The organism is Paraglaciecola sp. L1A13, assembly GCF_009796745.1.
GTDB lineage: Bacteria > Pseudomonadota > Gammaproteobacteria > Enterobacterales > Alteromonadaceae > Paraglaciecola.
The window spans coordinates 2,725,115-2,747,987 of sequence record NZ_CP047024.1; the positions used below are offsets into that span (position 1 = coordinate 2,725,115).

Below are 22,873 nucleotides of genomic sequence, written 5' to 3' on the forward strand. Positions count from 1 at the left end.
GAGGCCTTTTTCATTTAATATCCACTGAGTCTGTATGATTGAACTCTTTCAATTAGATAAGTCCCTGCACTTTCCACCTCCAGCAAACGCCTTAAATGAACCTCCTGGTTTACTTGCTTTTGGTGGTGATTTGTCGATAGCCCGATTATTACATGCGTACCAACGCGGTATATTTCCTTGGTTCAGTACCAATGAACCCATATTATGGTGGTCGCCCAACCCAAGAGGCATCCTACCGTTAGACAATTTTATCGTGTCAAAAAGTCTTGCCAAATTTATACGTAAAACGCCCTATCGAGTAACGGTGAACCAAAGCTTCGAAGAGGTTATTCGCGCCTGCTCTGAAGTAAGTCGCCAAGTTTCAGGTACGTGGATCACGCAAGATATGATAAATGCCTATATCGACTTACATCATTATGGAAGCGCGCACTCTATAGAGGTCTGGGATAACGATAAGTTAGTCGGCGGATTATATGGCGTTACCCCAGGTAATGTGTTTTGTGGCGAATCCATGTTTCATTACGCGACGAATGCTTCTAAGCTTGCTATGTTTTATTTAGTTGCGTTGTTACGAGAAAGTGGCTGCAAATTTATCGATTGTCAGTTGCAAAATGACCACTTAGCCAGTTTGGGTTGTGTTGAAATTCCCAGAGACGATTTCCTAAGTCAACTTAAACTTGCAGTCAAACAACCCATCTCCCCATCACTATGGCAATCCAGGGAATTAACTAAACCACAATGAAATTTGGTATCAGTCAAAGCTTTGCTTGCAGTTATCTGCCGAATGAACAAGAAACATTATTGGTTTATGCTGAACAAGGTGGTCATAACAGCTATTACGAAATGCTAATGGGCGCGGGCTTTCGCCGCAGCGGAGCGCAAATTTACCGCCCTCATTGTGAAGCCTGTAACGCTTGTCAGGCCATTCGGATACCAGTGGATGATTTTGTAGCTTCTCGAAGTCAAAAACGTATCTTAGCCCGTAACAGCGATATTAAGGTGGTACTGAGCGAAGAAGACAAGCCCAGTTACTATCCGCTTTACGAGAATTACATTAATTCTCGTCATCAAGACGGAAGCATGTACCCAGCCACACCAGAACAATACGCCAGTTTTGCACATGGCGAATGGTTGCATCCTCTTTATTTGGAGTTGCACCTTGAAGGTAAATTGGTCGGTATAGCAGTCACCGATCCGCTTGAAAAAGCGTTATCGGCCGTTTACACCTTTTTCAAGCCGTCACTCGCCCAACGATCCCTCGGTACATTCGCGGTATTACAGCAAATTGCGATTGCAAAACGCCTAAAAAAACAACATTTATATCTTGGTTACCAAATAGATAACTGTCAGAAAATGCATTACAAGCGCAATTTTTTACCCCATGAGCGTTTTATCGAGCAAAAATGGCAGTTAATTTCAAAAAAAGACTGGTAAAGCTTTACACGACCGTCATTATTGGGCAAAATCTGCGCGGCATTTTTGACACTTATTATTTTATAGAGGTAACAGAGCTACATGGCGAAAGAAGATTGTATTGAAATGGAAGGTACAGTGTTGGATACCCTTCCAAATACTATGTTTCGTGTCGAATTAGAAAACGGTCACGTTGTTACTGCACATATTTCAGGAAAGATGCGTAAGAACTATATCCGCATCTTAACGGGCGACAAAGTAACATGTGAAATGACGCCATATGATTTATCGAAGGGCCGTATTATTTACCGCGCTCGTTAATATCTAAAGCAAAAGAAAAGGCCCAGTGTTATCAAACACTGGGCCTTTTTCTATATCTGAAATTTAGTATTTGACGCATTTTGTGCGCCAAATACATCATCACCTATTTATGCTTCAGACTTAGCTTCTTTTAACGCCTTAAACGTAAATACCAATTTTTGGTTTTTCAGCGAAATCTTCACACTACCGCCCTGACTTAACTCACCAAATAACAATTCACTGGCTAGCTCTTTCTTAACATGCTGCTGGATAATACGCGCCATTGGCCGTGCACCCATGTTGCGATCGTAACCTTGTTCAGCTAACCACTGTCTTGCATCGTTTGTAACGTCTAGCGACACACCCTTGTTATCTAGTTGAACTTGCAACTCAACAATAAACTTATCGACAACTTGCAGTATCACATCTTGTTCAAGATGATTGAACCAAACAATGGCGTCTAAACGATTCCTAAACTCAGGTGTAAACACCTTGTTGATTTCAGACATCGCATCGTGACTATGATCTTGCTGTTTAAAGCCAATAGATTTACGTATCGTTTCCTGCACACCCGCATTCGTTGTCATAACTAACACAACATTGCGAAAATCGACCTTGCGACCGTTATTATCGGTGAGTGTGCCATGATCCATCACTTGCAACAAAAGATTAAATACATCTGGATGAGCTTTTTCAATCTCGTCCAACAACACAACTGAGTGAGGGTTTTTAATCACCGCATCCGTTAGCAAACCACCTTGATCAAAACCCACATAACCTGGAGGGGCACCAATTAGTCGGCTGACAGCATGACGTTCCATGTATTCAGACATATCAAAGCGTAATAATTCTACTCCCATAATTTTCGACAGCTGTTGGGTAATTTCTGTTTTACCGACCCCTGTGGGTCCCGCAAACAAGAAACTACCAATAGGTTTCGTTTCAGCGCCTAGTCCGGCTCGTGATAAACGAATAGCATCGGTTAATGTATCAATAGCTTGGTCTTGGCCGAACACCACTAGTTTCAAATCTCGATCAAGATTCTTCAACGACTCTTTGTCGCTAGAAGATACTGATTTCTCAGGAATACGTGCAATCTTTGAAATGATGTGTTCAATGTCGGTCACGCCAATCGTTTTCTTACGCTTCGACGGCGGCAGCAAACGTTGGCTTGCACCAGCTTCATCCATCACGTCTATGGCCTTATCTGGCAAATGACGTTCGTTGATATACTTAGCTGAAAGCTCGGCAGCCGCACGCAGTGCTTTGTGAGTAAAACGCACACTATGGTGTTCTTCGTAACGAGACTTCAACCCCATTAAAATTTTAGTGGTATCGGATACTGACGGTTCAATTACATCGATTTTTTGAAAACGACGCGCCAATGCGCGATCTTTCTCAAAAATACCTTGGTATTCCTGATAGGTCGTTGAGCCCATGCAGCGCAATTCTCCACTGCTTAATTTGGGTTTTAACAAATTAGAGGCATCCATCACGCCACCAGACGCCGCTCCCGCACCGATAATGGTATGGATCTCATCGATAAATAATATTGCGTCTGGGTCCTTAGCCAACTCTTTCAATATACCTTTAAGACGCTTCTCGAAGTCACCACGGTATTTAGTCCCCGCAAGAAGGGTTCCCATATCCAAAGAATAGATTATGGCGTTAGCGATAACCTCAGGCACGTCATTGTGGATAATTCGAAATGCTAAGCCTTCCGCAATAGCCGTTTTACCGACCCCTGCTTCACCGACTAACAAAGGATTATTTTTACGACGACGACACAATATTTGAATACTGCGTTCGACTTCAAAATCTCGCCCAATAAGCGGGTCTATTTTACCTGCTTTGGCCAACTCATTTAAATTAGTGGTGTATTGATCAAGCATCGAAGAGCCAGCTTCTTGCGTCGCGCTCTCTTCATCTTGTTCAATAGAGTGAGTACTGCTGTCGTCACTTTTTGATACACCGTGGGAAATGAAATTAACCACATCAAGGCGCGTGACGTCTGCTTTTTTCAGAATATACACAGCCTGAGATTCTTGCTCACTAAAAATAGCAACCAATACGTTCGCACCGGTCACTTCTTCTTTACCAGAGGACTGCACATGAAAGACTGCTCGTTGTAATACTCGTTGAAAGCCTAATGTAGGTTGCGTTTCGCGTTCATTATTTGCGTCTTCAAGCAATAAAGGCGTGGTGTCTTTAACGAAGTCGGTTAATTCTTTCTTAATAACATCGACGTTCGCGCCACAGGCTTTAAGCGCTTCGGTTGCGGAGCCATTATCGAGCAAAGCTAATAAAAGGTGCTCGACGGTCATGAATTCATGTCTATGCTCTCTGGCAAAGATAAACGCTTCATTTAACGTTTGTTCTAATTCTTTATTTAACATTTTTAGACCCTCTTACTGCGCTAAACCTGTTCCATAGTACACATCAACGGATGTTGATGCTTCTTGGCATACTGGGTGACTTGCATAACTTTAGTCTCAGCTATTTCGGCGGTATATACACCACAAACAGCCCGACCACGATAGTGCACAGTCAACATAATTTGATGGGCTTTTTCTGAGTCCAAGTTGAAAAACCGAACCAATACTTCGATCACGAAATCCATTGGCGTGTAATCATCGTTATTCAGCAAAACTTTATACATGGGTGGCGGTGCTAACTTCTGCTTAACCGTATCCAGCTGCTTTTCGCGCTCAATATTAATAGTGTTATCTTTGCTCATAATAAGAAGAATAGTGCCCTTAGTGCAAATTTTGCAGTTTTATTAACATTTACTTAATTATCAATTTATCCTTGACAAAAACAGGTTAAAAAATCTACATTTTCTAGTGCGACAATTGTTATTTTAACATTTTCGCCTTCCCCATAGTTCATTGTGGGGATAAATATGCGTCAGTTCAAGGGATTAAAAGGAAGCAGAAGTATGGCTGTTGGCAAAGTAAAATGGTTTAACAATGCGAAAGGGTTTGGTTTTATTGTTCCAGAGGACGGTGGTGATGACATTTTTGCGCATTACTCAACCATTCAAATGGAAGGATATCGCTCTTTAAAAGCAGGGCAAGAAGTGAAATATGATGTACAGCAAGGACCGAAAGGTCTGCATGCTGAAAACATCGATTTCAACGGTGAGCCCGAACAGTAACGATTGGTCATAAAAAAAGCAGACCCTAGGGTCTGCTTTTTTATGCCTAATTAAAATTTATTATTTAAATTCTTTTAGGATGTTGTTCAAAGTTTCACTCGGACACATGGCTTTGGTGATCATTTTCTCATCAGGGTAGTAGTAACCACCAATATCTTCTGGTGCTCCTTGAGTCGAATCAATTTCAGACATGATTTTCGTTTCATTTTTGCTTAACTTATCAAATAATGGCGCGAATTTAGTGGCTAATGCAGCATCATCGCTCTGATTAGCTAGCGCTTCAGCCCAATACATTGCTAAGTAAAAATGGCTGCCACGGTTATCAAGCTGGCCCGCTTTACGTTGTGGCGACTTACCTTCATTTAATAATTTTTCAGTCGCTGCATCTAACGCTTTAGCTAATAATTTTGCTTTCGTATTGTCATTCTTAATCGCTAAATCTTCAATAGATACCGCAATTGCTAAAAATTCACCTAGTGAATCCCAACGTAAATGACCTTCTTCAACAAATTGTTGAACATGTTTTGGTGCACTGCCGCCTGCGCCAGTCTCAAACAAGCCACCACCGGCCATCAATGGCACGATAGACAACATCTTCGCACTTGTGCCTAGCTCAAGGATCGGGAATAAATCAGTTAGATAATCGCGCAATACGTTACCTGATACCGAGATAGTGTCTAAACCACGAATTGCGCGTTCCATTGAATATCGGATCGCACGCACAGGCGCCATAATTTCAATGTGTAAACCATTTGTATCGTGATCTTTAAGATACTTGTTCACTTTAATAATTAGCTGAGCGTCGTGAGCACGTTCATCATCTAACCAGAAAATCGCCGGATCACCTGATTGACGAGCGCGATTAACTGCCAGTTTAACCCAATCACGAATAGGCTCGTCTTTTGCCTGACACATACGCCAGATATCGCCATCTTCAACATTGTGTTCGATAAGTACATTTTCATCTTGGTCGATAATTCGTACTATACCCTCACCCGCTATTTCAAATGTTTTATCATGTGAACCATACTCTTCCGCTTTTTGCGCCATCAAACCCACGTTTGATACAGAGCCCATGGTGGTAGGATCGAACGCACCGTGAGTTTTACAGAAGTTAATCATCTCTTGATAAATAGTCGCATAAGTACTTTCTGGAATAACCGCTTTTGTATCATGCAATTTTCCATCCGGCCCCCACATTTGCCCTGAAGAACGAATCATTGCTGGCATCGACGCATCAACAATAACGTCGCTCGGTACGTGTAGGTTCGAAATACCTTTGTCAGAATTAACCATGGCAATCGGAGGACGATCAGCATAACAAGCATTGATATCAGATTGAATTTCGGCACGCTGTGATTCAGGCAAAGTTGATATTTTATCGTAAACACTGCCCAAACCATTATTCGCATCAACACCTAGCTCTTCGAATAAATCGGCATACTTTTCAAATAATTTTTTGTAGAAAACTTTAACACAGTGACCAAAAACGATAGGGTGAGACACCTTCATCATGGTTGCTTTGACGTGCAATGAGAAAAGTATCCCAGTCTTTTTTGCGTCTTCAATTTGTTCTTCGAAGAATTCACAAAGGGCTTTCTTACTCATAAACATGCCGTCAATAACTTCACCAGCCAATAAATCGACACGTGGCTTTAACACTTTCACTTGGCCGTTTTTGTCAGTAAATTCGATGCGAACGTGTCCCGCTTTTTCAACGGTTACTGATTTCTCACCAGAGTAGAAGTCTCCACCACGCATATGGGCAACGTGTGTTTGTGATGCCTGGCTCCAAGGTCCCATTGAATGAGGGTTCTTGCGCGCGTAGCTTTTTACCGCTTTAGGTGCACGGCGATCAGAGTTTCCTTCACGTAAAACTGGGTTAACAGCACTGCCCAGAATTTTCGAATAACGTGCCTCAATAGCTTTTTCTTCGTCGGTCGACGGATCTTCCGGATACGCTGGAACTTTGAACCCTTTGTCGTTTAACTCTTTGATTGCAGCTTTTAGCTGAGGTTTTGACGCACTGACATTGGGTAACTTAATGATATTTGTTGCTGGGTCTTGTGTGAGCTCGCCTAATTCAGCTAAGGCGTCGGGTACTTTCTGCTCGTCACTCAAATAATCAGCAAAATTGGCCAAGATACGAGCAGCCAAAGAAATGTCACTAAGTTCGATTTCAATGTCGGCAGATGAAGCGAATGATTTTACTATCGGCAGCAAAGAATAGGTCGCTAGTAAAGGGGCTTCATCGGTTTTCGTATAGATAATCTTTGACTTCTGAGTTGTCATTATATACCTCAAATGTTGCGGTAGAGAGCTACCGGATTAGTGTAGACTGATAATAAGCGAAAAATAAGTGCCGCTAAATACCCGTCATTTAGTAAATTTATCAGGAATTAACACATCCGATCCTGACATCAGGATAAAGTTACAATGAAAAATTCGCTGGAAGATAATAAACAATTCATCGCAGAGTGCAAAATAACTCAGCTGTTTTATTCATAATAAGTTACAAGAAATGAACATTAATCAATATAAAAAGCCAAAAGTTACATCTGGCCGTACAAAAATCGTACTGTTTAACAAACCATTTAATGTCCTCACTCAGTTTACTGATGAAGCGGGTCGTCAAACATTAAAAGATTATATTCCGATTTCTGATGTGTATGCTGCTGGTCGTTTAGACAAAGATAGCGAAGGATTGCTAATATTGACCAACGATGGCAAGTTACAAAATCAGCTGACTGATCCTAAAAAGAAAACCAGCAAGACCTACTGGGTTCAAGTCGAAGGGATTCCAACTGACAATCAGCTACAAGCTTTACGTGATGGTGTGAAACTAAAAGACGGCATAACACGCCCAGCTAAAGTCGAAGTCATAGATGAACCCGTTGTTTGGGCGCGTAATCCACCCGTTCGTTTTCGTCAATCAATCCCAACCTGTTGGTTAGCAATAACCATAAGTGAGGGCAAAAATAGGCAAGTCAGGCGAATGACCGCCCATATAGGGTTTCCAACTCTAAGATTGATACGGTACCGAGTAGGCAACTGGACCTTAGATGGTATTCAAAACGGACACTATGTAGAATTAAATTAGTATCTGGGGCCACTCAACATATTGTGACATATTACGTGCAGAATCCGGATGACCTTATGTCTGTTATTTGCTAGAATTCGCCTCCATTTTTATTGAGACTTTGTTATCCATCATGCCTTATATCCACTCTCTTAGTGCCACCGAGTTAGCCAACAATAGCCAGAAAAAGGTCATTGTAGGTATGTCTGGTGGTGTCGATTCTTCCGTTTCAGCATATATTTTGCTGCAACAAGGCTATCAAGTTGAAGGCCTGTTTATGAAGAATTGGGAAGAGGACGATAATGACGAATATTGCGCAGCAGCAGATGATTTAAGGGACGCACAAGCAGTAGCAGATAAACTTGGTATTGAATTACACCAAATTAATTTCGCTGCTGAATATTGGGATAACGTATTCGAATATTTTTTAGACGAATACAAATCGGGTCGAACGCCTAATCCAGATATTATGTGCAATAAAGAAATTAAATTTAAAGCCTTTCTTGAGTTTGCTGCAGAAGAACTTGAGGCCGATTATATTGCTACTGGGCATTACGTGCGCCGTCGTGAAGATGAAGGCCATTGGCAGATGTTACGTGGCATGGACGATAACAAAGATCAAAGCTACTTCTTATATACATTAGGTGAGCAACACATCGCACAAACGTTATTCCCCATTGGCGATATTGAAAAACCTCACGTGCGAGAAATTGCCCAAGAACAAGGTTTAATTACCCACGATAAAAAAGACAGCACCGGCATATGCTTTATTGGGGAACGGAAATTCACGGATTTCTTATCCCAGTACTTGCCCGCACAACCAGGCGTTATCGAAACCCCTGAAGGCCAAGAGATTGGTCAACACCAAGGGCTGATGTACCACACGTTAGGTCAGCGAAAAGGTTTAATGATTGGCGGACTGAAGGAATTCGGTGAAGAGCCATGGTACGTTGTTGATAAAGATATGCAGCGTAATGTGTTGATAGTAGGTCAAGGGGCAAATCACCCTCGCCTCTATTCTAACGGACTCGTGGCGAATCAGCTACATTGGGTAGATAGAAAAGGCCCTTTATCAGCTCTAAAATGCAGCGTAAAAACCCGTTATCGCCAACATGATATCCCTTGTACAGTTACCCACAAAGCTGATGGTAGCGTTACTGTCATATTTGATGAACCGCAAAAAGCGGTCACGCCAGGGCAGTCAGCGGTATTTTACGCTGGTGAAGTCTGTTTAGGTGGCGGAATAATAGAGAGCTATATTCGTTAATGCAAAATTCTACTAAAAAAGATCTGAATACCGTCGACTTTGAAAAGTGCATTGCTCTTGCCGGGGTTTGTCAGGCTGCCGCATTGGTTAAACAAGTGTCTAAACATGGAAGCTGCGACGAGCAGGCGTTTAAAGCGAGCATTGAAAGCATTGTTATCACAGAGTCCGACAACACCGAACAGGTATATGGGCAGTTAAGCAACTTAAAGATCGGTTTTGATACGCTTTATGCACAACTTGGCAATAGCGCCAAGCCTAAAGACACAGAGATTACGCGTTATATTGCAAACCTGCTAAGTATTGAGCGTAAACTGAATCGCTCTAGCAAGCGTATGAATGAGTTAGGTGACAGAATCAATCACACTAAACGCCAACAACTTCACTTAGATTTATTTGCCAGTCAAATGTTGTCTAACCTTGCCAGTATTTACAGTGATATTGTGAGCCCGATAACAGCTAAAATTCAGGTTTCGGGTGATCCACAACTTCTCAAGCAAAGTGATAATCAGCATAAAGTCCGCGCTTTACTTTTAGCCGGCGTTCGCTCAGCAGTACTGTGGCGACAACTGGGCGGAAAACGCCGACAAATATTATTTAATAGGCAGCGCACTCTCGTATGCGCTGAACAAGCATTAGCGCAAATCAACCAATCACGTTAGGAGCAAACATTCCATGCAGTTATCCGCATTAACCGCCGTATCCCCCATCGATGGACGTTACGCAGAGAAAACCGCTGAGTTACGAAGCATCTTTAGTGAATTCGGTTTACTGAAATATCGGGTACAAGTTGAAGTTCGTTGGTTGCAAAAGTTATCAGCCACGGCCCAAATTAAACAAGTCCCTGCTTTTAGCGCTGAAGCGAATGCACTATTGGATAACATTGTGGCTTCGTTCGACGAAAGTCATGCTGGTCGTATCAAAGAAATTGAACGCACCACTAATCATGATGTTAAAGCGGTTGAGTACTTTCTAAAAGAACAAGTCGCCGACAACGAAGAACTAAATGCAGTCAATGAATTCATTCATTTTGCTTGTACATCTGAAGACATCAACAATATGTCTCATGCATTAATGCTGTTAGAAGCCCGTGAAAGCGTTATTTTACCTTACTGTGATAAGTTAGTCAGTGAACTTAAGCGATTAGCCAAGGAATACCAGAGTATTCCTATGATGGCCCGTACTCATGGCCAACCTGCGTCTCCTACGACGTTGGGTAAAGAAATGGCGAATGTGATGTATCGTCTGCAGCGCCAACGTGATCAAATCGCTAATGTTGAAGTACTTGGAAAAGTAAACGGGGCGGTAGGAAACTACAATGCACACTTATCTGCTTATCCTGATTTAGATTGGGCTCAATTCGCACAAGAATTTGTATCCAGTCTAGGCGTGACATTGAACCCATTCACCACGCAAATTGAACCACATGATTATATCGCTGAGCTTTTTGATGCAATGGCGCGTTTCAACACCATATTGATCGATTTTAATCGTGATATTTGGGGCTATATCGCACTCGGACATTTCAAGCAAAGAACGATAGCCGGTGAAATAGGTTCATCTACGATGCCGCATAAAGTTAATCCAATCGACTTTGAAAACTCAGAAGGGAATTTAGGTTTAGCCAACGCACTATTCGGCCATTTAGCCACTAAATTGCCTGTGTCTCGTTGGCAACGTGATTTGACCGATTCAACCGTTCTACGCAACCTAGGCGTAGGTGTAGGTTATGCCATTATTGCTTATCAGGCAGCGCTAAAAGGGATCAGCAAGTTACAAGTGAATGAACAAAGTCTACTCGATGAATTGGATAATAACTGGGAATTGCTGGCAGAACCAATTCAAACAGTAATGCGTCGTTATGGTATCGAAAAGCCTTATGAAAAATTAAAAGAACTCACCCGTGGCAAAAAAGTAAATCAGCAAATTATGGCTGAATTTATCGACGGCCTCGATTTGCCAGACAATGCTAAAGATCAACTTAAGGCCCTAACGCCTGCAAATTATATTGGCCAAGCAATCGGTTTGGTTGACCAACTATAAAGATTGATCCGTTTAGGCATGAACGGACGAGACTAAAATAGTCAGTCTTGCATATAACCGTAAGCATCCTTTTGCGGTTATATGCAACATCATTAATTTCACCTTGCTCCTCGCTGCCACTCCCGTTTTTTATTTTCTGTTTTTCCATCATTCTTCAGAGTAAATTTATACCCATCTTTTTGACCTATACTAATTAACCTACGGTCAACAGGAAGACCTTATGGTCACTCGTATATTGCACATATGGATTTGGTGCGGAATTTCCCCTTCAGCCACCAACGACATTAATCCCACACGCATAAGCAATATTTTAAGCTTAATGATCATCTTCGTGCTTTTGCTGCAAGTGCCCACTGCAATATACTATTGGAATTTTGGTGGCTTAGCTAAGATCAGCCTATTGCTAAGCCACTGTGTTCTTTTAATATTCGTGCCCTTGCTCAATTGGGCGCAATATCAACAGTTAGCTAAATTTACCCTGATATTTATTTTTATCAGTTACATCTTTTGGTCCAGTTTTATATGGCAAGCGAACCTCAACGTACATTATTACTTGCTTCTTGGGATCTTCGTTTGTCCATTCATCTTTGGCTCCCAAGGCGTGACTATGTGGGTCTGCCTCAACTGCCATGTTGGCGCATTTTTAGGTATTGATGGTTATTATATTTTCATCATTAATCCCCAGAATCTCTCTGAATATCATCAGATAGCAAGCCTTTCTAGTGCTGTTTTTCTCACGTTATCTTGCGCGTTAACCAGTTTCCATGTGGGTAGGAACGTCAATCGAACCCAAAGCAAACTTGCTCTTGCACAACAACGTTCAGAGCGATTGCTATTAAATATACTCCCGGCTGCTATCGCTCATCGCTTAAAACAACATCAGGGTAAAATTGCCGATCATTACGAACAGGCTTCAATTTGCTTTCTTGATTTAGAAAATTTTACCCAGCTCGCAAAATCTCTATCACCAGAAGCCCTAGTAGACATGCTAGATGATATATTTAGTCAATTCGATAAACTCACCAAAATACATGGTTTAGAAAAAATTAAAACCATCGGAGATGGCTACATGGCAGCAGCCGGGATCCCTACTGAAAGTCGTTGTCATGCAGTCCAGTGTTGTGAGTTTGCATTGGCTGCCCGTGAGGTATTTGATTCACTCAGAGCAAAATACCAATTGAATACAGGATTACGTATTGGTATTGGTTCAGGAGAAGTCATTGCCGGTGTTATTGGTCGAACTAAATTCTGTTACGATTTATGGGGTGAAGCTGTTACCCTTGCCGCTCGTATGGAAAGTCACAGTATTAGCAAACATATTCAAGTAAGTCAGTTTACTTATGAGATGGCAAAAAATAAATTTCATTTCAGCCCTCGGGGAGAAATTCCTGTAAAAGGATTAGGTCAAACACGCACCTATTGGTTGATCGGCCAGAAGCTGTGACCCCTTCCAGAATCACTTTGCCAATACCAACAAAAATAACCAGTTTCAGCATAAGGGCTGTATCGTCGATGTATATATTTGATAATTTTGATCCCCACACTTTTCTTGCATCTCATTGGCAAAAACGCCCTGGTGTTTTTAAACATGCTTTTGCAAACTTTATCAATCCGTTAGATGAGCATGAACTGGCTGGATTAGCACAAGATCCGAGAATTGATTCACGCGTTGTTTCCTACACACCACCCGCTTGGCAGGTTACCCACGGCCCCATAGAAGACTTTGAAAGTGTATGCCAAGGAAAATGGAGCCTTTTGGTTCAAAGCGTAGACCAGCATATTAATGAAGCTGATACGCTTATCCGTATGTTTAACTTTATTCCCTACTGGCGCTTAGATGACTTGATGGTAAGTTTTTCGAACGAGGGTGCGGGCGTAGGTCCTCATCTTGATCAATACGACGTGTTTATCATTCAAGGCAAAGGAAGCAGGCGCTGGCAAGTAGGAGAACGAGGCGAATTTACCCCTTACCTTCCCCATCCTGATCTAAGCCAAATTAGCGACTTCGAGCCTGTAATAGACGAGGTATTACAACCCGGAGATATGATTTATATTCCCGCTGGTTGTCCTCATAACGGTGTGGCGCTTGAAGATTGTATGAATTATTCAGTTGGTTTTAGAGCGCCATCCCAGCAGGACTTACTATCATCTTTGGCAGATTACAGTCTCGATTTAGGTCTATTTAAGAAACGTTATCAAGACCAGGGCTTAACACCCAGAAAAAACCCGAGTGAATTAGCGCCAACAGAAATAAACAGCTTCAGAGCAATGCTGCATGACGTAATTGACTCTGCGCAGTTCGAGCGTTGGTTAAGCTGTCATTTTAGCGATACCCAATTAAATCAAGGCTACGACCCACAACATAATCCAGACTATTCACTAAAAGAGATTGTCGAATTATTTGAGCAAGGAACCGTATTTGAACGCCAACCTGGTATTCGACCAATATATTTAGCCAACGACGATAGGACCGAACCGTTAGAATTTTTTATTGAAGGCCAAGCCTATTTTGCTCCAACGAATTACATCGTCAATGTTTGCAGCATGCTAAAATCTCCCACTTGGCAATACGACTTGACCAATAAGAATGCCATGCCTCTATCTCTTGATGATTTTTGGGTACAACTTATGTGTGAGCTCGTTAACGCGGGCGCGTGGTTACCTCAAGAGGAAATGGACTTTTAAGCGTAATTGAAAAATCTGCCCATTTAATACAGACAGCACTCAATATAATGCGGTGTATTGAGTGTTACCAATGACGTAACCATTGAGATACCCATCATAGCCGCGATAAATGAAAGGCTACAACCCGACTAAAGCTTGACGGTGGCGAGTAACCACGTTTAGTCTTTTTGCAAATCCGAAATATCATCGATGATATCTTGCAATTCATCTATAGCTTTACGTTTCTGCTTAGGACTTACCGACTTTGTTAAGGCTGCTAGCATAGACGCATAAACCTGATTATTGTGTGTCGAAATTTGCGCTAGTTTTTCATCTTGATATGTTTCTGGATGCGATAACAAGGCCAAAAATTTTTCTTTGAAGTTTGCATCTTTGCGTTCGTTAAGCAACATTTGGTGTGCTGCACTTTGTATGCGCTGGCGGTATGCCATCCATAAATCAAAGCTGCTCTGAAAATCATCAGCAAAACTCTCGATGATATTTTTTTGCTCAAGACTTAGCTTACCTATAAATTCACGCGCATTTTCTTGAGTGTTTTTAATATTCTTTTTTAAGCGTTTTTCAAAATTGCCATCGAGTCGCTCTTCGATTCGCTTTTGATTTTCCTTATCTAATTCAGCAAATAATGCGTTAACTTGTTCATCAGTTAAACTTGGCGCAAGTCGCGCTAATTCAGGACTGATATGGTCACGAAAACGCACCCAGTGCTGCTTTGCATTATTGAAATGTTGTTCCCATTGTTGAGCGCTAACATCGTCCTGTGATACCTGTAACTTAATCTGCTCAAGCTGAGTTTTATATTCAGTTAATTCGTCTTGGCGATGCCATGTCATCCACTGTGCTACGTGGCCATCAAGTAATTTTTTCTGCGTCTTATCTAGCTCGACATAGTCGTCTATGTACCAATACATCAACCAATCAATATTGTTATAGGCAAATTTAGAGCTGCAACCCGTGAGAAATATACTCAGAGCACAAAAGAGGAGTAGGTATTTTTTCATCATATTCTCGTTAACATTTACCATAAAGATGTATTGAGCAGATTTAGCTAGTAATTGAAATATAACCAGTTAAAGAGTGTAAATCGTTAGCCATTAATCATAGCCTTCACATTATCTCGATGGCTTCTGCTTACTTTCAGCTCGGTACCATTGGTGAGGATCAGGTGATACTCGCCACTTATGTGACTGACAAGTTTCTGCACAAACTTAATGTTCACGATGGCCGAACGGTGAATACGCACAAATAGTCTTGGGTCTAATTCTTCTTCAAGCTCTTTCATTGTCCGACGCATAATATGCGTTTGCGCCAAAGTGTGCACACACATGTAATCTCCAGCCGCGTCTATCCATTGTATTTCAGCCAACTCCACTCGCGTTACTTCGGTACCGTCTTTAATGGCTAATACATCATCGTACTGAGTCGTACTGATCTCTTCGCCTATCGCTAAGCGGCGCAATATATCTTCACAATCATCACCGGTAAAATCGGCAACCAGCTTCGCGAGTGTTTGTTTGTGATCTGACTCGCTGTGTAATGCTACATGTTTGATAACTTTATCTACCGCTATGCGCAGTCGACGCTCATCAACAGGCTTTAGCACATAGTCCAGCGCGTGTGCATCAAAGGCTTTAATCGCATAGGTGTCGTACGCCGTTACAAATATGACCATAGGTACTGGTTGATTTAGCTCCCGTAACTTATTTATTACCTGAAACCCATTTAAGCCCGGCATTTGAATATCTAAGAAAATTAAATCGGGTCGCAATTGAGGAATTAACGTAACGGCCTCCAAACCATTCTTACACTGGGCAACCACGTTTAGTTCTTTAAATTCAGCTAGACGAATTGCAAGCCCCTTTCGGGCTAAGGGTTCATCATCAATTATGACAGTGTTAATCTTCATGCAGGGCTTCTTTAGTCTCAAATGGAATACGAATACATACTTTTATACCAGAAGGTTGGCTATTAGAAATACTAAACGAGAAATCATTTTTGTATAAAGACGCTAAACGTTCCTGAATATTTTGTAACCCGACACCATTAGCGCGGTACATTTGGCCGTTATCTAAATCCGCTCCAGGGCCATTATCTGTGACCTCAAGCATCATATCTCGTCCAAATACTTTAGCTGAGACAGCAATGCATCCCCCATCCTCTAATTTTGAAATAGCGTACTTAATGGCGTTTTCAATGAGGGGCTGAAGTATTAAGCTCGGAACTAACGCCTCGTTAGCATTGGGCTGAATATCCCAAATAACGGTTAACCGATCTTCAAAACGTACTTTTTCGATTTCAAGATAGAGCTTGAGCGCTTCTATCTCTTGCCTAAGCGGAACTTTTTTAATGGGATCTTTATCCAATGAATACCGCAGAAAATCACTTAATCGACTGACCATATCCTCTGCGGTTTTATTTTCTTTCATTAGAATAAGAGTTGAAATAGCGTTTAAGGTATTAAACAAAAAGTGCGGGTTCAATTGGTAACGCAGCATTTTTATATGTGCTTGATGTGCCATGGTTGTGGCATGCAAACTATTTTGTTTTTCCTTAAGCAACATTTGGTAGTTTTTAATGCCGAAATATAATCCAGTCCAGCAGCCAATCATAATGAGCGAATTAACTGTGTTGGTAAAATACATATACCATTCTTCAGGTCGATATCCCTTTTTGTATATTTCCCAATAATTAACGTTTTTAACCAGTGCCCATAGCAAAGCAACAATATAAACACTCACCACCACTATCATTAGCATTTTCAGGGGACTTAGCTTCATCGCTCGGGCATATATATAACGAAGAGGTATCGTTAGTAGCCAGCCAGCGTAGGCATTTAAAATGATAACGAACAGCCAAACACTGCGCATATCATGCAAAAATGAGCCAATATAATAGATCACCGCGAACCCACCCCAACCAAGAGTATGGAGGGTCCAAAACATACGTTCACGGGTGTCAAATAAAGCTTGCCACTTCATTACAAAAATACCATTAGAATTCAATGAAATAACGATTATACGAGAAAGGTCGACCGAGGTCTTACAGTTGAGCGTATGCCCTTCCCCGTTTATCGCATATTAATGCGAAACTTGGCAAAACACGGGGAGGATTATGCTAATAAGGAATGTTCATGCGTTTCAACCAATGTACCCACCACCAAGCTGGCCCAACTAATAAAAACTGTAAATCTTTAAAAAACGACGGGCTTTTGCCTTCTATTTTGTGACCTATAAATTGCAAAATCCACATAAATACAAACAAGGCTAAACAAACTTCCCACACTTCGTAAATTGTCCCTTCAAGCAACATGATGCCGTACAATGCCAATACGCTTAACAACGTCATTGCGGCGCCTATGGGGCCTGATAATCTGAAATAATAATACAACATTGGCACAACGGCGATATGCGCCCAAGTCACATCAAAATGTTCCATTATCTCAAGTCTAGGAATCGACCAGAGTAAACCAAGGGTTACAAAATAGATTGCTGGTACAGCAACCGCATGAATTAATATATTGAGTTTGTTGGTATGACTATGACCATATTCATTTAACAACAATTCTATTCGGCGCATGTACACCCCCATTCTTTTTACATTTTATTAACAGTTATAAATCTGAGCATACCGAAAAGGCCAGCCCACGTCTATTGGCCTTTTGGTGCGATTACGGGTTATCCGTGTTGATTAGGAGTTGAGATAATAATTTAGCCACATCATTTTCTTCGGCACAAAACTGGATCCCGTAATAATGACGTGTATCGTCTTCTTTTTTATTACGTACGTGACCAGACAAACTAATGTCATCACCTTGAGAGTTTGGAATTAGCAGCTCAAGCTCCTGATCAATAGCAGGCCGAATGCCTTTGGCATCACGACCAATACTGATCATGCAACCTTGATTTGAAATATCACGGACTAAGCAAGGTATGATGTCGCTACGTTCTTGGGTGTCAATTAAAAGAGCGGCAATACGTGTTTGTGCACGTTGCTCAGCTCGCAAACCATGGCTTTGTATACTTTCTGGGAACGCAGCAAAAATTAACTTAGACGGCTTGGTAATAACAATCGTAATCTTAACCTTGAAAGCCACAATCACCCCAGTTTCATCTTCAAGAATACAACGTACGATCATGGTGTTATTCATGTAAATTGCACCATCAAGGCCTGCCCACTTATTATCATCGGGAAAGCGAAAGATCAGATTGCGGTTGCCATCTATACCAACGAATTCAGTTTTAACCCGCCTTTTTAACGTGGGTGACTGAATCTGCAAGTCAACGACCATTCCAGGACGCATTGAGCGCAGTTTAAATAAATCATCACTTGATAACCCAGTGTTGTGTGGCAAGAGTTAAATATCCTGTAAAGTAGTAAACAAAGTTAGGTGCAATCCGACCATTTAACGTAAAATTTACGTGAATATAAAGTGTTTTCGCAAAGGTTTATCGTAAAGATGATTATTTTCGAGCACATTTCACCCAGTTCCTCTTCGTGTTTATTTAAGGTTTTTCCATGTCCCAAAGCTCACCCGCTATTCATTACACCCTTGGTATCGATTCTATTGCTGGTCATACCCTCACGGTATCCTTATATATTAGTATTCCATCTTTGAAGGGCCACATATTATCTTTACCTGCTTGGATACCTGGCAGCTACATGATCCGCGATTTTGCGAAAAATATCGTCCAAATTCGCGTTGAAGATGAACAAGGTGCCCAGTTGCCTCTTGAAAAACCTGACAAGCAAACCTGGATGTTACCCCCGAATAACGGCCCGATAACGGTTCATTATACTATTTATGCCTTCGACCTATCAGTCCGTAGCGCGTATGTATTCGATGATTTCGCATTCTTCAACGGCACCAGCACCTTTTTAGCCGTTGAAGGTCACCGCAACGAATCGTTAGCCGTTACGCTACTCAAACCCACGCAAGCTTCGTGTGCGAATTGGCGCGTAGCAACAACTTTACCTTTGGCGCAAGACACACGGCATCATGCTTTTGGTCATTACCTAGCCAAAGATTACAATGACCTTATCGATCATCCTATATTGTTGGGTGAGTACGATATTGTCTCCTTCGACGTAGTAACGCCGCTGAATGAACCGCAGGACAAAGAGATTCAACAGGAACATACCTGCCATTTTGAACTCATTCTAGCAGGCGGACATCGCAGTGATACGCAGCGTATGGCCCAAGATTTGCGCGAACTTTGTGCCCATCATTTTGCCTTGTTTGCTGACACCCCCCCGGTAGAGCGTTATCTATTTATTACGATGCTGACAGGTAAAGATTTTGGTGGTCTTGAACATATTTCATCAACCGCGTTATTGTACAGTCGTGACGATTTACCTAGTATCGCCCAAGCCGACCACATGCCTGATGGATACCGGACCTTTTTAAGTTTGTGTAGCCATGAGTTTTTACATACGTGGCATATAAAACGCACTAAACCCGCCGTGCTGCAAGCGAGCGCACTGGCGCAAGAAGCGTACACTCCCCAATTGTGGATATACGAAGGTTTTACCAGTTATTACGATGATCTTAGTTTAGCACGCAGTCACGTTACCCCCACCGAAAGCTATTTAGAGGTGCTAGGTCAAACACTCACACGCTTAGAGCGAAACACTGGACGTCTCAAACAAACCGTTACCGATTCTAGTTTTGACGCTTGGACCAAGTTTTACCAACAAGATGCCAGCGCCATAAATAATATTGTCAGTTATTACGTTAAAGGCGCCGTTATCGCACTGTGTCTCGATTTACACATTCGTATACAGAGCAAACATACCTTAAGTTTAGATAACGTGATGCGCTATTTGTGGCTGCACCACGGCAAGCTAGGGGTAGGCACCCCTGACGATATAATTCATCATATCGTACTAGAGGTATTCAAACTGCCGCTCGCACAATTTCTGCAAGATGCGCTTTATTCGACTAAAGAGTTACCAGTTCAGAGTTTATTGGCCGAATTCGGTATTAGTATGCAGCGTCGTGCACGCAGTGATGCTAACGATCTTGGTGGTAAAGCCGCCAATCGTGTGCAAGGCAATCAATTTGGCGCATCGTTTAAATCATCTGAAACTGGTGTAATTATTACCCAAGTCAGTGAAAATACGCCTGCCTACCATGCGGGTTTACAAGTGGGCGATCAGCTCATTAGCTTTGATGATTGGCAAGTGTCCACAGGAAATTTACTCAATATTTATGCTCAGTACGCAAACAATGCACAGGTAAGACTATTTATCCTTCGTCATCAGCGACTTAAACAGCTTACGCTTAAAATTAATGAAGCCCAACTAGACACGCTTTATTTAACGATCAGCGACCAGCAAAAATTGAAACTATGGTTACCCGATAATAAACAGAACCTATAAATAAAGGGACTCGGCACTTACCTAATATTCGTTTTTAAAAAATTGCACCAGTTTCGCGCAATTGTACTTAGTGCGTATCGAACTGGTGCAGTTACATCCCTATACCATCGTACTTAACACGTAAACGTCATTTATCGCCCCTTAATTCCTCTATTGCCTTGGGCACGAACCTTGCTCTGTTAAACCAGTATTGATTGTAAATAAACCATCGCGGTATGCCCAACGCAACCCTTTGTGTTTATGAATATTCGAACATAATAAAAGGACTATCCATTGCAAACTCAACCGTTAGATATGCAAAGTTTCATCAGTAATATGCCAAAAGCCGAACTTCATGTTCATCTTGAGGGCACCCTTGAACCTGAATTAAGTTTTGCTCTGGCAGCAAAAAATAATATCCCCCTAGAATTTGATACCCCTGAGCAATTAATTGCCGCTTACGACTTTCACGATTTACCGTCTTTCCTAAAAATTTATTACGCAGGAATGAATGTCCTCATCAATCAAGAAGACTTTTACCAACTCACTTTTGATTATTTAACCAAGGCAGCTAGCGAAAATATCGTTTATGTAGAGCTATTCTTTGACCCACAAGCTCATACTAGCCGCGGTGTTAGCTTTGAAACAATCATTACTGGCATTCATAAAGCCCAACTGGATGCAGAGGACGCACTTGGAATACGCAGCCAATTAATCATGTGTTTTCTTCGAGAACTAAGCGCAGAATCGGCAATGGAACACCTTAAGTTAGCCATGCCTTATTTACCTTGGTTAGTGGGCGTGGGGCTCGATTCCAATGAAAAGGATAATCCTCCGGCAAAGTTTGCAGAAGTATTTGCTAAAGCCCGCGCTTTGGATCTAAAGCTCACCATGCATTGCGATGTCAATCAATTAGACACCCTAACCAATATCAAACAATGTTTAGATGATATACAAGTGGATAGAATCGACCACGGGGTCAACGCATTACAAGACCCAGCTCTACTTAAAAAGATCCAACAGCAGCAGATGGGTTTAACCGTGTGTCCTGTATCAAATCGCTTTGTGGTGCAATCCTTAACGTCAAAAGAAGTACGTCAGATGCTTGAGCAAAATATTTTGGTCACCATCAATTCAGATGATCCCGCTTATTTTCGTGCCTACTTAAATGAAAACTTTATTGAGCTGCAAAGAGAAGGACAATTTAGTACGCAAGATATCGTTACCATGGTAGAAAATGCATTTAAAGTCGCATGGTTAAAAGACAGTGAAATTAATCAGTATTTAGCGCAGGTAAGCCAATATGCCAGGCATGCCCTAAAGCCCAGCCCAACGGCCCACGCATAAATTAATGTGCTAACGAGTATTCCACGGATGGAATATAAGCCAATTAGCCTTTTGACTATCAATGGTTATGATACAAATTTTGATTGTGATCAGTGCGCCTGCCTGCACAATGTTTAATATAGATAAAGTTTGTAACGACCCATTGATAAGGAATGCTCCATGATAAAGGCTTACGCAGCACATGAACCGAAAGGCAAGCTCACCCCCTTTGAATATGATCCTGGCGAGCTCAAGCCAAACGAAGTTGAACTTGATGTTATGTATTGCGGCGTTTGCCACAGTGATTTGAGCGTAATTGATAACGAATGGGGGATCAGCAAATATCCTGTCGTCGGTGGCCATGAAGTTGTGGGCACTATCCGTCAAATAGGTAGCACCGTAAAAGGGCTTAAAATTGGCCAAGTGGCAGGGTTAGGCTGGCATGCTGGTTATTGCAATCACTGTCGGTTGTGCGACAACGGAGATCACAACTTATGCGCTAAGGCACGCCCGACGATAGTTGGCCATCACGGAGGCTTTGCCGATAAAGTGCGCGCGCAAGAAAATGCGGTTGTGGTTATTCCTGATGGAATTGATCTCGCTTCCGCTGGACCATTATTTTGTGGTGGTATCACGGTGTTTAATCCCCTAAGCGAATTTGACATCAAACCTACAGATAAAGTCGCTGTCATTGGTATTGGTGGCCTAGGGCACCTAGCGCTGCAGTTTCTAAATGCTTGGGGCTGTGAAGTTACCGCATTTACCTCAAGTGAAGCAAAGCAACTAGAAGCAAAATCTTTAGGTGCTCATCATGTGATTAACTCTCGTGATAACGAGGAAATAAAACAAGCCGCCGGCGAGTTTGATCTGATCATATCTACCGTAGCTGTTACCCTGGATTGGGAAGCATACATCAGTACACTGGCCCCTAAAGGTCGCTTACATTTTGTTGGCGCGATTACCGAACCGCTAAAAATCAGCGTGTTTTCGCTTATGTCTCAGCAGCGAAGCATCTCTAGCTCTCCTGTTGGCAGCCCAGCTACCATCGCTAAAATGCTTGAATTCGCCAAGCTGCATAATATCAAACCGGTCATCGAAACTTACTCGTTTGACGAGATTAATCAAGCACTTGAAAGGCTTCGAGTCGGTGACGTTAAATACCGAATTGTTTTAAAACGCTGATAAGTTAAGGTCGCAAAAGAATCGTTAATGCCCCTATGCAATCCATAAAATATTGCTTAGGGGCTCG

General features: G+C 41.9%; 21 protein-coding genes. 13 read left to right on the forward strand and 8 right to left on the reverse strand.

The window, feature by feature from the left end:
* Nucleotides 1–34 precede the first annotated feature (34 nt).
* The 3 genes from aat (at nucleotide 35) to infA (ending at nucleotide 1,734) form a co-directional block, all read left to right on the forward strand.
* Nucleotides 35–742 (forward strand): leucyl/phenylalanyl-tRNA--protein transferase, encoded by a 708-nt coding sequence (aat, locus tag GQR89_RS11360; protein WP_158770157.1) that lies wholly within the window; start codon nucleotides 35–37, stop codon nucleotides 740–742.
* Complete coding sequence (locus GQR89_RS11365) at nucleotides 739–1,434, forward strand: arginyltransferase (RefSeq protein ID WP_158770158.1); 696 nt, start codon at nucleotides 739–741, stop codon at nucleotides 1,432–1,434. The genes aat and GQR89_RS11365 overlap by 4 nt, the downstream gene beginning before the upstream one ends.
* A gap of 81 nt (nucleotides 1,435–1,515) precedes the next feature.
* Nucleotides 1,516–1,734 (forward strand): translation initiation factor IF-1, encoded by a 219-nt coding sequence (gene infA / locus GQR89_RS11370; protein ID WP_006990869.1) that lies wholly within the window; start codon nucleotides 1,516–1,518, stop codon nucleotides 1,732–1,734.
* Between the two features lie 107 nt (nucleotides 1,735–1,841).
* Here infA and clpA read toward each other — a convergent pair whose 3' ends face one another.
* Nucleotides 1,842–4,109, reverse strand: coding sequence for an ATP-dependent Clp protease ATP-binding subunit ClpA (gene clpA, locus GQR89_RS11375; RefSeq protein WP_158770159.1), 2,268 nt, complete (start codon nucleotides 4,107–4,109; stop codon nucleotides 1,842–1,844).
* A gap of 20 nt (nucleotides 4,110–4,129) precedes the next feature.
* On the reverse strand, nucleotides 4,130–4,450 hold the full coding sequence (gene clpS / locus GQR89_RS11380; RefSeq protein WP_006990871.1) for an ATP-dependent Clp protease adapter ClpS: 321 nt from the start codon (nucleotides 4,448–4,450) through the stop codon (nucleotides 4,130–4,132).
* Between the two features lie 201 nt (nucleotides 4,451–4,651).
* On the opposite strand from clpS, the gene cspD reads away from it, so the two are divergent.
* Nucleotides 4,652–4,870: a cold shock domain-containing protein CspD gene (cspD, locus tag GQR89_RS11385; RefSeq protein WP_006990872.1), complete on the forward strand. Its 219-nt coding sequence runs from the start codon at nucleotides 4,652–4,654 to the stop codon at nucleotides 4,868–4,870.
* A 60-nt stretch (nucleotides 4,871–4,930) separates the two neighbouring features.
* On the opposite strand, the gene GQR89_RS11390 is transcribed toward cspD, so the two are convergent.
* Nucleotides 4,931–7,162, reverse strand: coding sequence for an NADP-dependent isocitrate dehydrogenase (locus GQR89_RS11390; protein WP_158770160.1), 2,232 nt, complete (start codon nucleotides 7,160–7,162; stop codon nucleotides 4,931–4,933).
* Between the two features lie 229 nt (nucleotides 7,163–7,391).
* On the opposite strand from GQR89_RS11390, the gene GQR89_RS11395 reads away from it, so the two are divergent.
* The 6 genes from GQR89_RS11395 (at nucleotide 7,392) to GQR89_RS11420 (ending at nucleotide 13,941) form a co-directional block, all read left to right on the forward strand.
* On the forward strand, nucleotides 7,392–7,970 hold the full coding sequence (locus GQR89_RS11395; protein ID WP_158770161.1) for a pseudouridine synthase: 579 nt from the start codon (nucleotides 7,392–7,394) through the stop codon (nucleotides 7,968–7,970).
* A gap of 112 nt (nucleotides 7,971–8,082) precedes the next feature.
* On the forward strand, nucleotides 8,083–9,216 hold the full coding sequence (gene mnmA, locus GQR89_RS11400) for a tRNA 2-thiouridine(34) synthase MnmA (protein WP_158770162.1): 1,134 nt from the start codon (nucleotides 8,083–8,085) through the stop codon (nucleotides 9,214–9,216).
* Nucleotides 9,216–9,875: a high frequency lysogenization protein HflD gene (hflD, locus tag GQR89_RS11405; RefSeq protein WP_158770163.1), complete on the forward strand. Its 660-nt coding sequence runs from the start codon at nucleotides 9,216–9,218 to the stop codon at nucleotides 9,873–9,875. Before mnmA ends, hflD begins: the two co-directional genes overlap by 1 nt.
* 13 nt (nucleotides 9,876–9,888) lie before the next feature.
* Nucleotides 9,889–11,256 (forward strand): adenylosuccinate lyase, encoded by a 1,368-nt coding sequence (purB, locus tag GQR89_RS11410; protein ID WP_158770164.1) that lies wholly within the window; start codon nucleotides 9,889–9,891, stop codon nucleotides 11,254–11,256.
* 220 nt (nucleotides 11,257–11,476) lie between these two features.
* Nucleotides 11,477–12,700: an adenylate/guanylate cyclase domain-containing protein gene (locus GQR89_RS11415; protein ID WP_158770165.1), complete on the forward strand. Its 1,224-nt coding sequence runs from the start codon at nucleotides 11,477–11,479 to the stop codon at nucleotides 12,698–12,700.
* A gap of 68 nt (nucleotides 12,701–12,768) precedes the next feature.
* Nucleotides 12,769–13,941, forward strand: coding sequence for a JmjC domain-containing protein (locus tag GQR89_RS11420; RefSeq protein ID WP_158770166.1), 1,173 nt, complete (start codon nucleotides 12,769–12,771; stop codon nucleotides 13,939–13,941).
* A gap of 158 nt (nucleotides 13,942–14,099) precedes the next feature.
* Here GQR89_RS11420 and GQR89_RS11425 read toward each other — a convergent pair whose 3' ends face one another.
* The 5 genes from GQR89_RS11425 to GQR89_RS11445 all read right to left on the reverse strand — a co-directional run bounded on the left by GQR89_RS11425 (nucleotide 14,100) and on the right by GQR89_RS11445 (nucleotide 18,229).
* Nucleotides 14,100–14,945 (reverse strand): DUF6279 family lipoprotein, encoded by an 846-nt coding sequence (locus tag GQR89_RS11425; RefSeq protein WP_233268947.1) that lies wholly within the window; start codon nucleotides 14,943–14,945, stop codon nucleotides 14,100–14,102.
* 83 nt (nucleotides 14,946–15,028) lie between these two features.
* Nucleotides 15,029–15,847, reverse strand: a complete 819-nt coding sequence (locus GQR89_RS11430; RefSeq protein ID WP_158770167.1) for a LytTR family DNA-binding domain-containing protein — start codon at nucleotides 15,845–15,847, stop codon at nucleotides 15,029–15,031.
* A complete protein-coding gene (locus GQR89_RS11435; RefSeq protein ID WP_199271315.1) occupies nucleotides 15,837–16,919 on the reverse strand; it encodes a sensor histidine kinase in 1,083 nt (360 codons plus the stop codon). Before GQR89_RS11435 ends, GQR89_RS11430 begins: the two co-directional genes overlap by 11 nt.
* Nucleotides 16,920–17,055: 136 nt before the next feature.
* Complete coding sequence (locus GQR89_RS11440; RefSeq protein ID WP_158770168.1) at nucleotides 17,056–17,517, reverse strand: DUF962 domain-containing protein; 462 nt, start codon at nucleotides 17,515–17,517, stop codon at nucleotides 17,056–17,058.
* A gap of 91 nt (nucleotides 17,518–17,608) precedes the next feature.
* On the reverse strand, nucleotides 17,609–18,229 hold the full coding sequence (locus GQR89_RS11445; RefSeq protein WP_158772240.1) for a PilZ domain-containing protein: 621 nt from the start codon (nucleotides 18,227–18,229) through the stop codon (nucleotides 17,609–17,611).
* Nucleotides 18,230–18,456: 227 nt separating this feature from the next.
* Between GQR89_RS11445 and GQR89_RS11450 the strand changes: the two genes are divergently transcribed.
* The 3 genes from GQR89_RS11450 to GQR89_RS11460 all read left to right on the forward strand — a co-directional run bounded on the left by GQR89_RS11450 (nucleotide 18,457) and on the right by GQR89_RS11460 (nucleotide 22,806).
* On the forward strand, nucleotides 18,457–20,319 hold the full coding sequence (locus GQR89_RS11450; protein WP_158770169.1) for a M61 family metallopeptidase: 1,863 nt from the start codon (nucleotides 18,457–18,459) through the stop codon (nucleotides 20,317–20,319).
* 273 nt (nucleotides 20,320–20,592) lie between these two features.
* The gene (gene add / locus GQR89_RS11455) at nucleotides 20,593–21,645 is read left to right on the forward strand and encodes an adenosine deaminase (protein ID WP_158770170.1); all 1,053 of its coding nucleotides are present in this window, start codon (nucleotides 20,593–20,595) and stop codon (nucleotides 21,643–21,645) included.
* Between the two features lie 159 nt (nucleotides 21,646–21,804).
* Complete coding sequence (locus GQR89_RS11460; protein WP_158770171.1) at nucleotides 21,805–22,806, forward strand: NAD(P)-dependent alcohol dehydrogenase; 1,002 nt, start codon at nucleotides 21,805–21,807, stop codon at nucleotides 22,804–22,806.
* The last annotated feature ends 67 nt before the right edge of the window (nucleotides 22,807–22,873 follow it).

Bases quoted from the DNA above. Each gene is read 5' to 3' on its own strand.
- aat (WP_158770157.1), top strand. From the start codon at position 35: ATGATTGAACTCTTTCAATTAGATAAGTCCCTGCACTTTCCACCTCCA.
- GQR89_RS11365 (WP_158770158.1), top strand. From the start codon at position 739: ATGAAATTTGGTATCAGTCAAAGCTTTGCTTGCAGTTATCTGCCGAAT.
- infA (WP_006990869.1), top strand. From the start codon at position 1,516: ATGGCGAAAGAAGATTGTATTGAAATGGAAGGTACAGTGTTGGATACC.
- clpA (WP_158770159.1), bottom strand. From the start codon at position 4,109: ATGTTAAATAAAGAATTAGAACAAACGTTAAATGAAGCGTTTATCTTT.
- clpS (WP_006990871.1), bottom strand. From the start codon at position 4,450: ATGAGCAAAGATAACACTATTAATATTGAGCGCGAAAAGCAGCTGGAT.
- cspD (WP_006990872.1), top strand. From the start codon at position 4,652: ATGGCTGTTGGCAAAGTAAAATGGTTTAACAATGCGAAAGGGTTTGGT.
- GQR89_RS11390 (WP_158770160.1), bottom strand. From the start codon at position 7,162: ATGACAACTCAGAAGTCAAAGATTATCTATACGAAAACCGATGAAGCC.
- GQR89_RS11395 (WP_158770161.1), top strand. From the start codon at position 7,392: ATGAACATTAATCAATATAAAAAGCCAAAAGTTACATCTGGCCGTACA.
- mnmA (WP_158770162.1), top strand. From the start codon at position 8,083: ATGCCTTATATCCACTCTCTTAGTGCCACCGAGTTAGCCAACAATAGC.
- hflD (WP_158770163.1), top strand. From the start codon at position 9,216: ATGCAAAATTCTACTAAAAAAGATCTGAATACCGTCGACTTTGAAAAG.
- purB (WP_158770164.1), top strand. From the start codon at position 9,889: ATGCAGTTATCCGCATTAACCGCCGTATCCCCCATCGATGGACGTTAC.
- GQR89_RS11415 (WP_158770165.1), top strand. From the start codon at position 11,477: ATGGTCACTCGTATATTGCACATATGGATTTGGTGCGGAATTTCCCCT.
- GQR89_RS11420 (WP_158770166.1), top strand. From the start codon at position 12,769: ATGTATATATTTGATAATTTTGATCCCCACACTTTTCTTGCATCTCAT.
- GQR89_RS11425 (WP_233268947.1), bottom strand. From the start codon at position 14,945: ATGATGAAAAAATACCTACTCCTCTTTTGTGCTCTGAGTATATTTCTC.
- GQR89_RS11430 (WP_158770167.1), bottom strand. From the start codon at position 15,847: ATGAAGATTAACACTGTCATAATTGATGATGAACCCTTAGCCCGAAAG.
- GQR89_RS11435 (WP_199271315.1), bottom strand. From the start codon at position 16,919: ATGAAGTGGCAAGCTTTATTTGACACCCGTGAACGTATGTTTTGGACC.
- GQR89_RS11440 (WP_158770168.1), bottom strand. From the start codon at position 17,517: ATGCGCCGAATAGAATTGTTGTTAAATGAATATGGTCATAGTCATACC.
- GQR89_RS11445 (WP_158772240.1), bottom strand. From the start codon at position 18,229: ATGGTCGTTGACTTGCAGATTCAGTCACCCACGTTAAAAAGGCGGGTT.
- GQR89_RS11450 (WP_158770169.1), top strand. From the start codon at position 18,457: ATGTCCCAAAGCTCACCCGCTATTCATTACACCCTTGGTATCGATTCT.
- GQR89_RS11460 (WP_158770171.1), top strand. From the start codon at position 21,805: ATGATAAAGGCTTACGCAGCACATGAACCGAAAGGCAAGCTCACCCCC.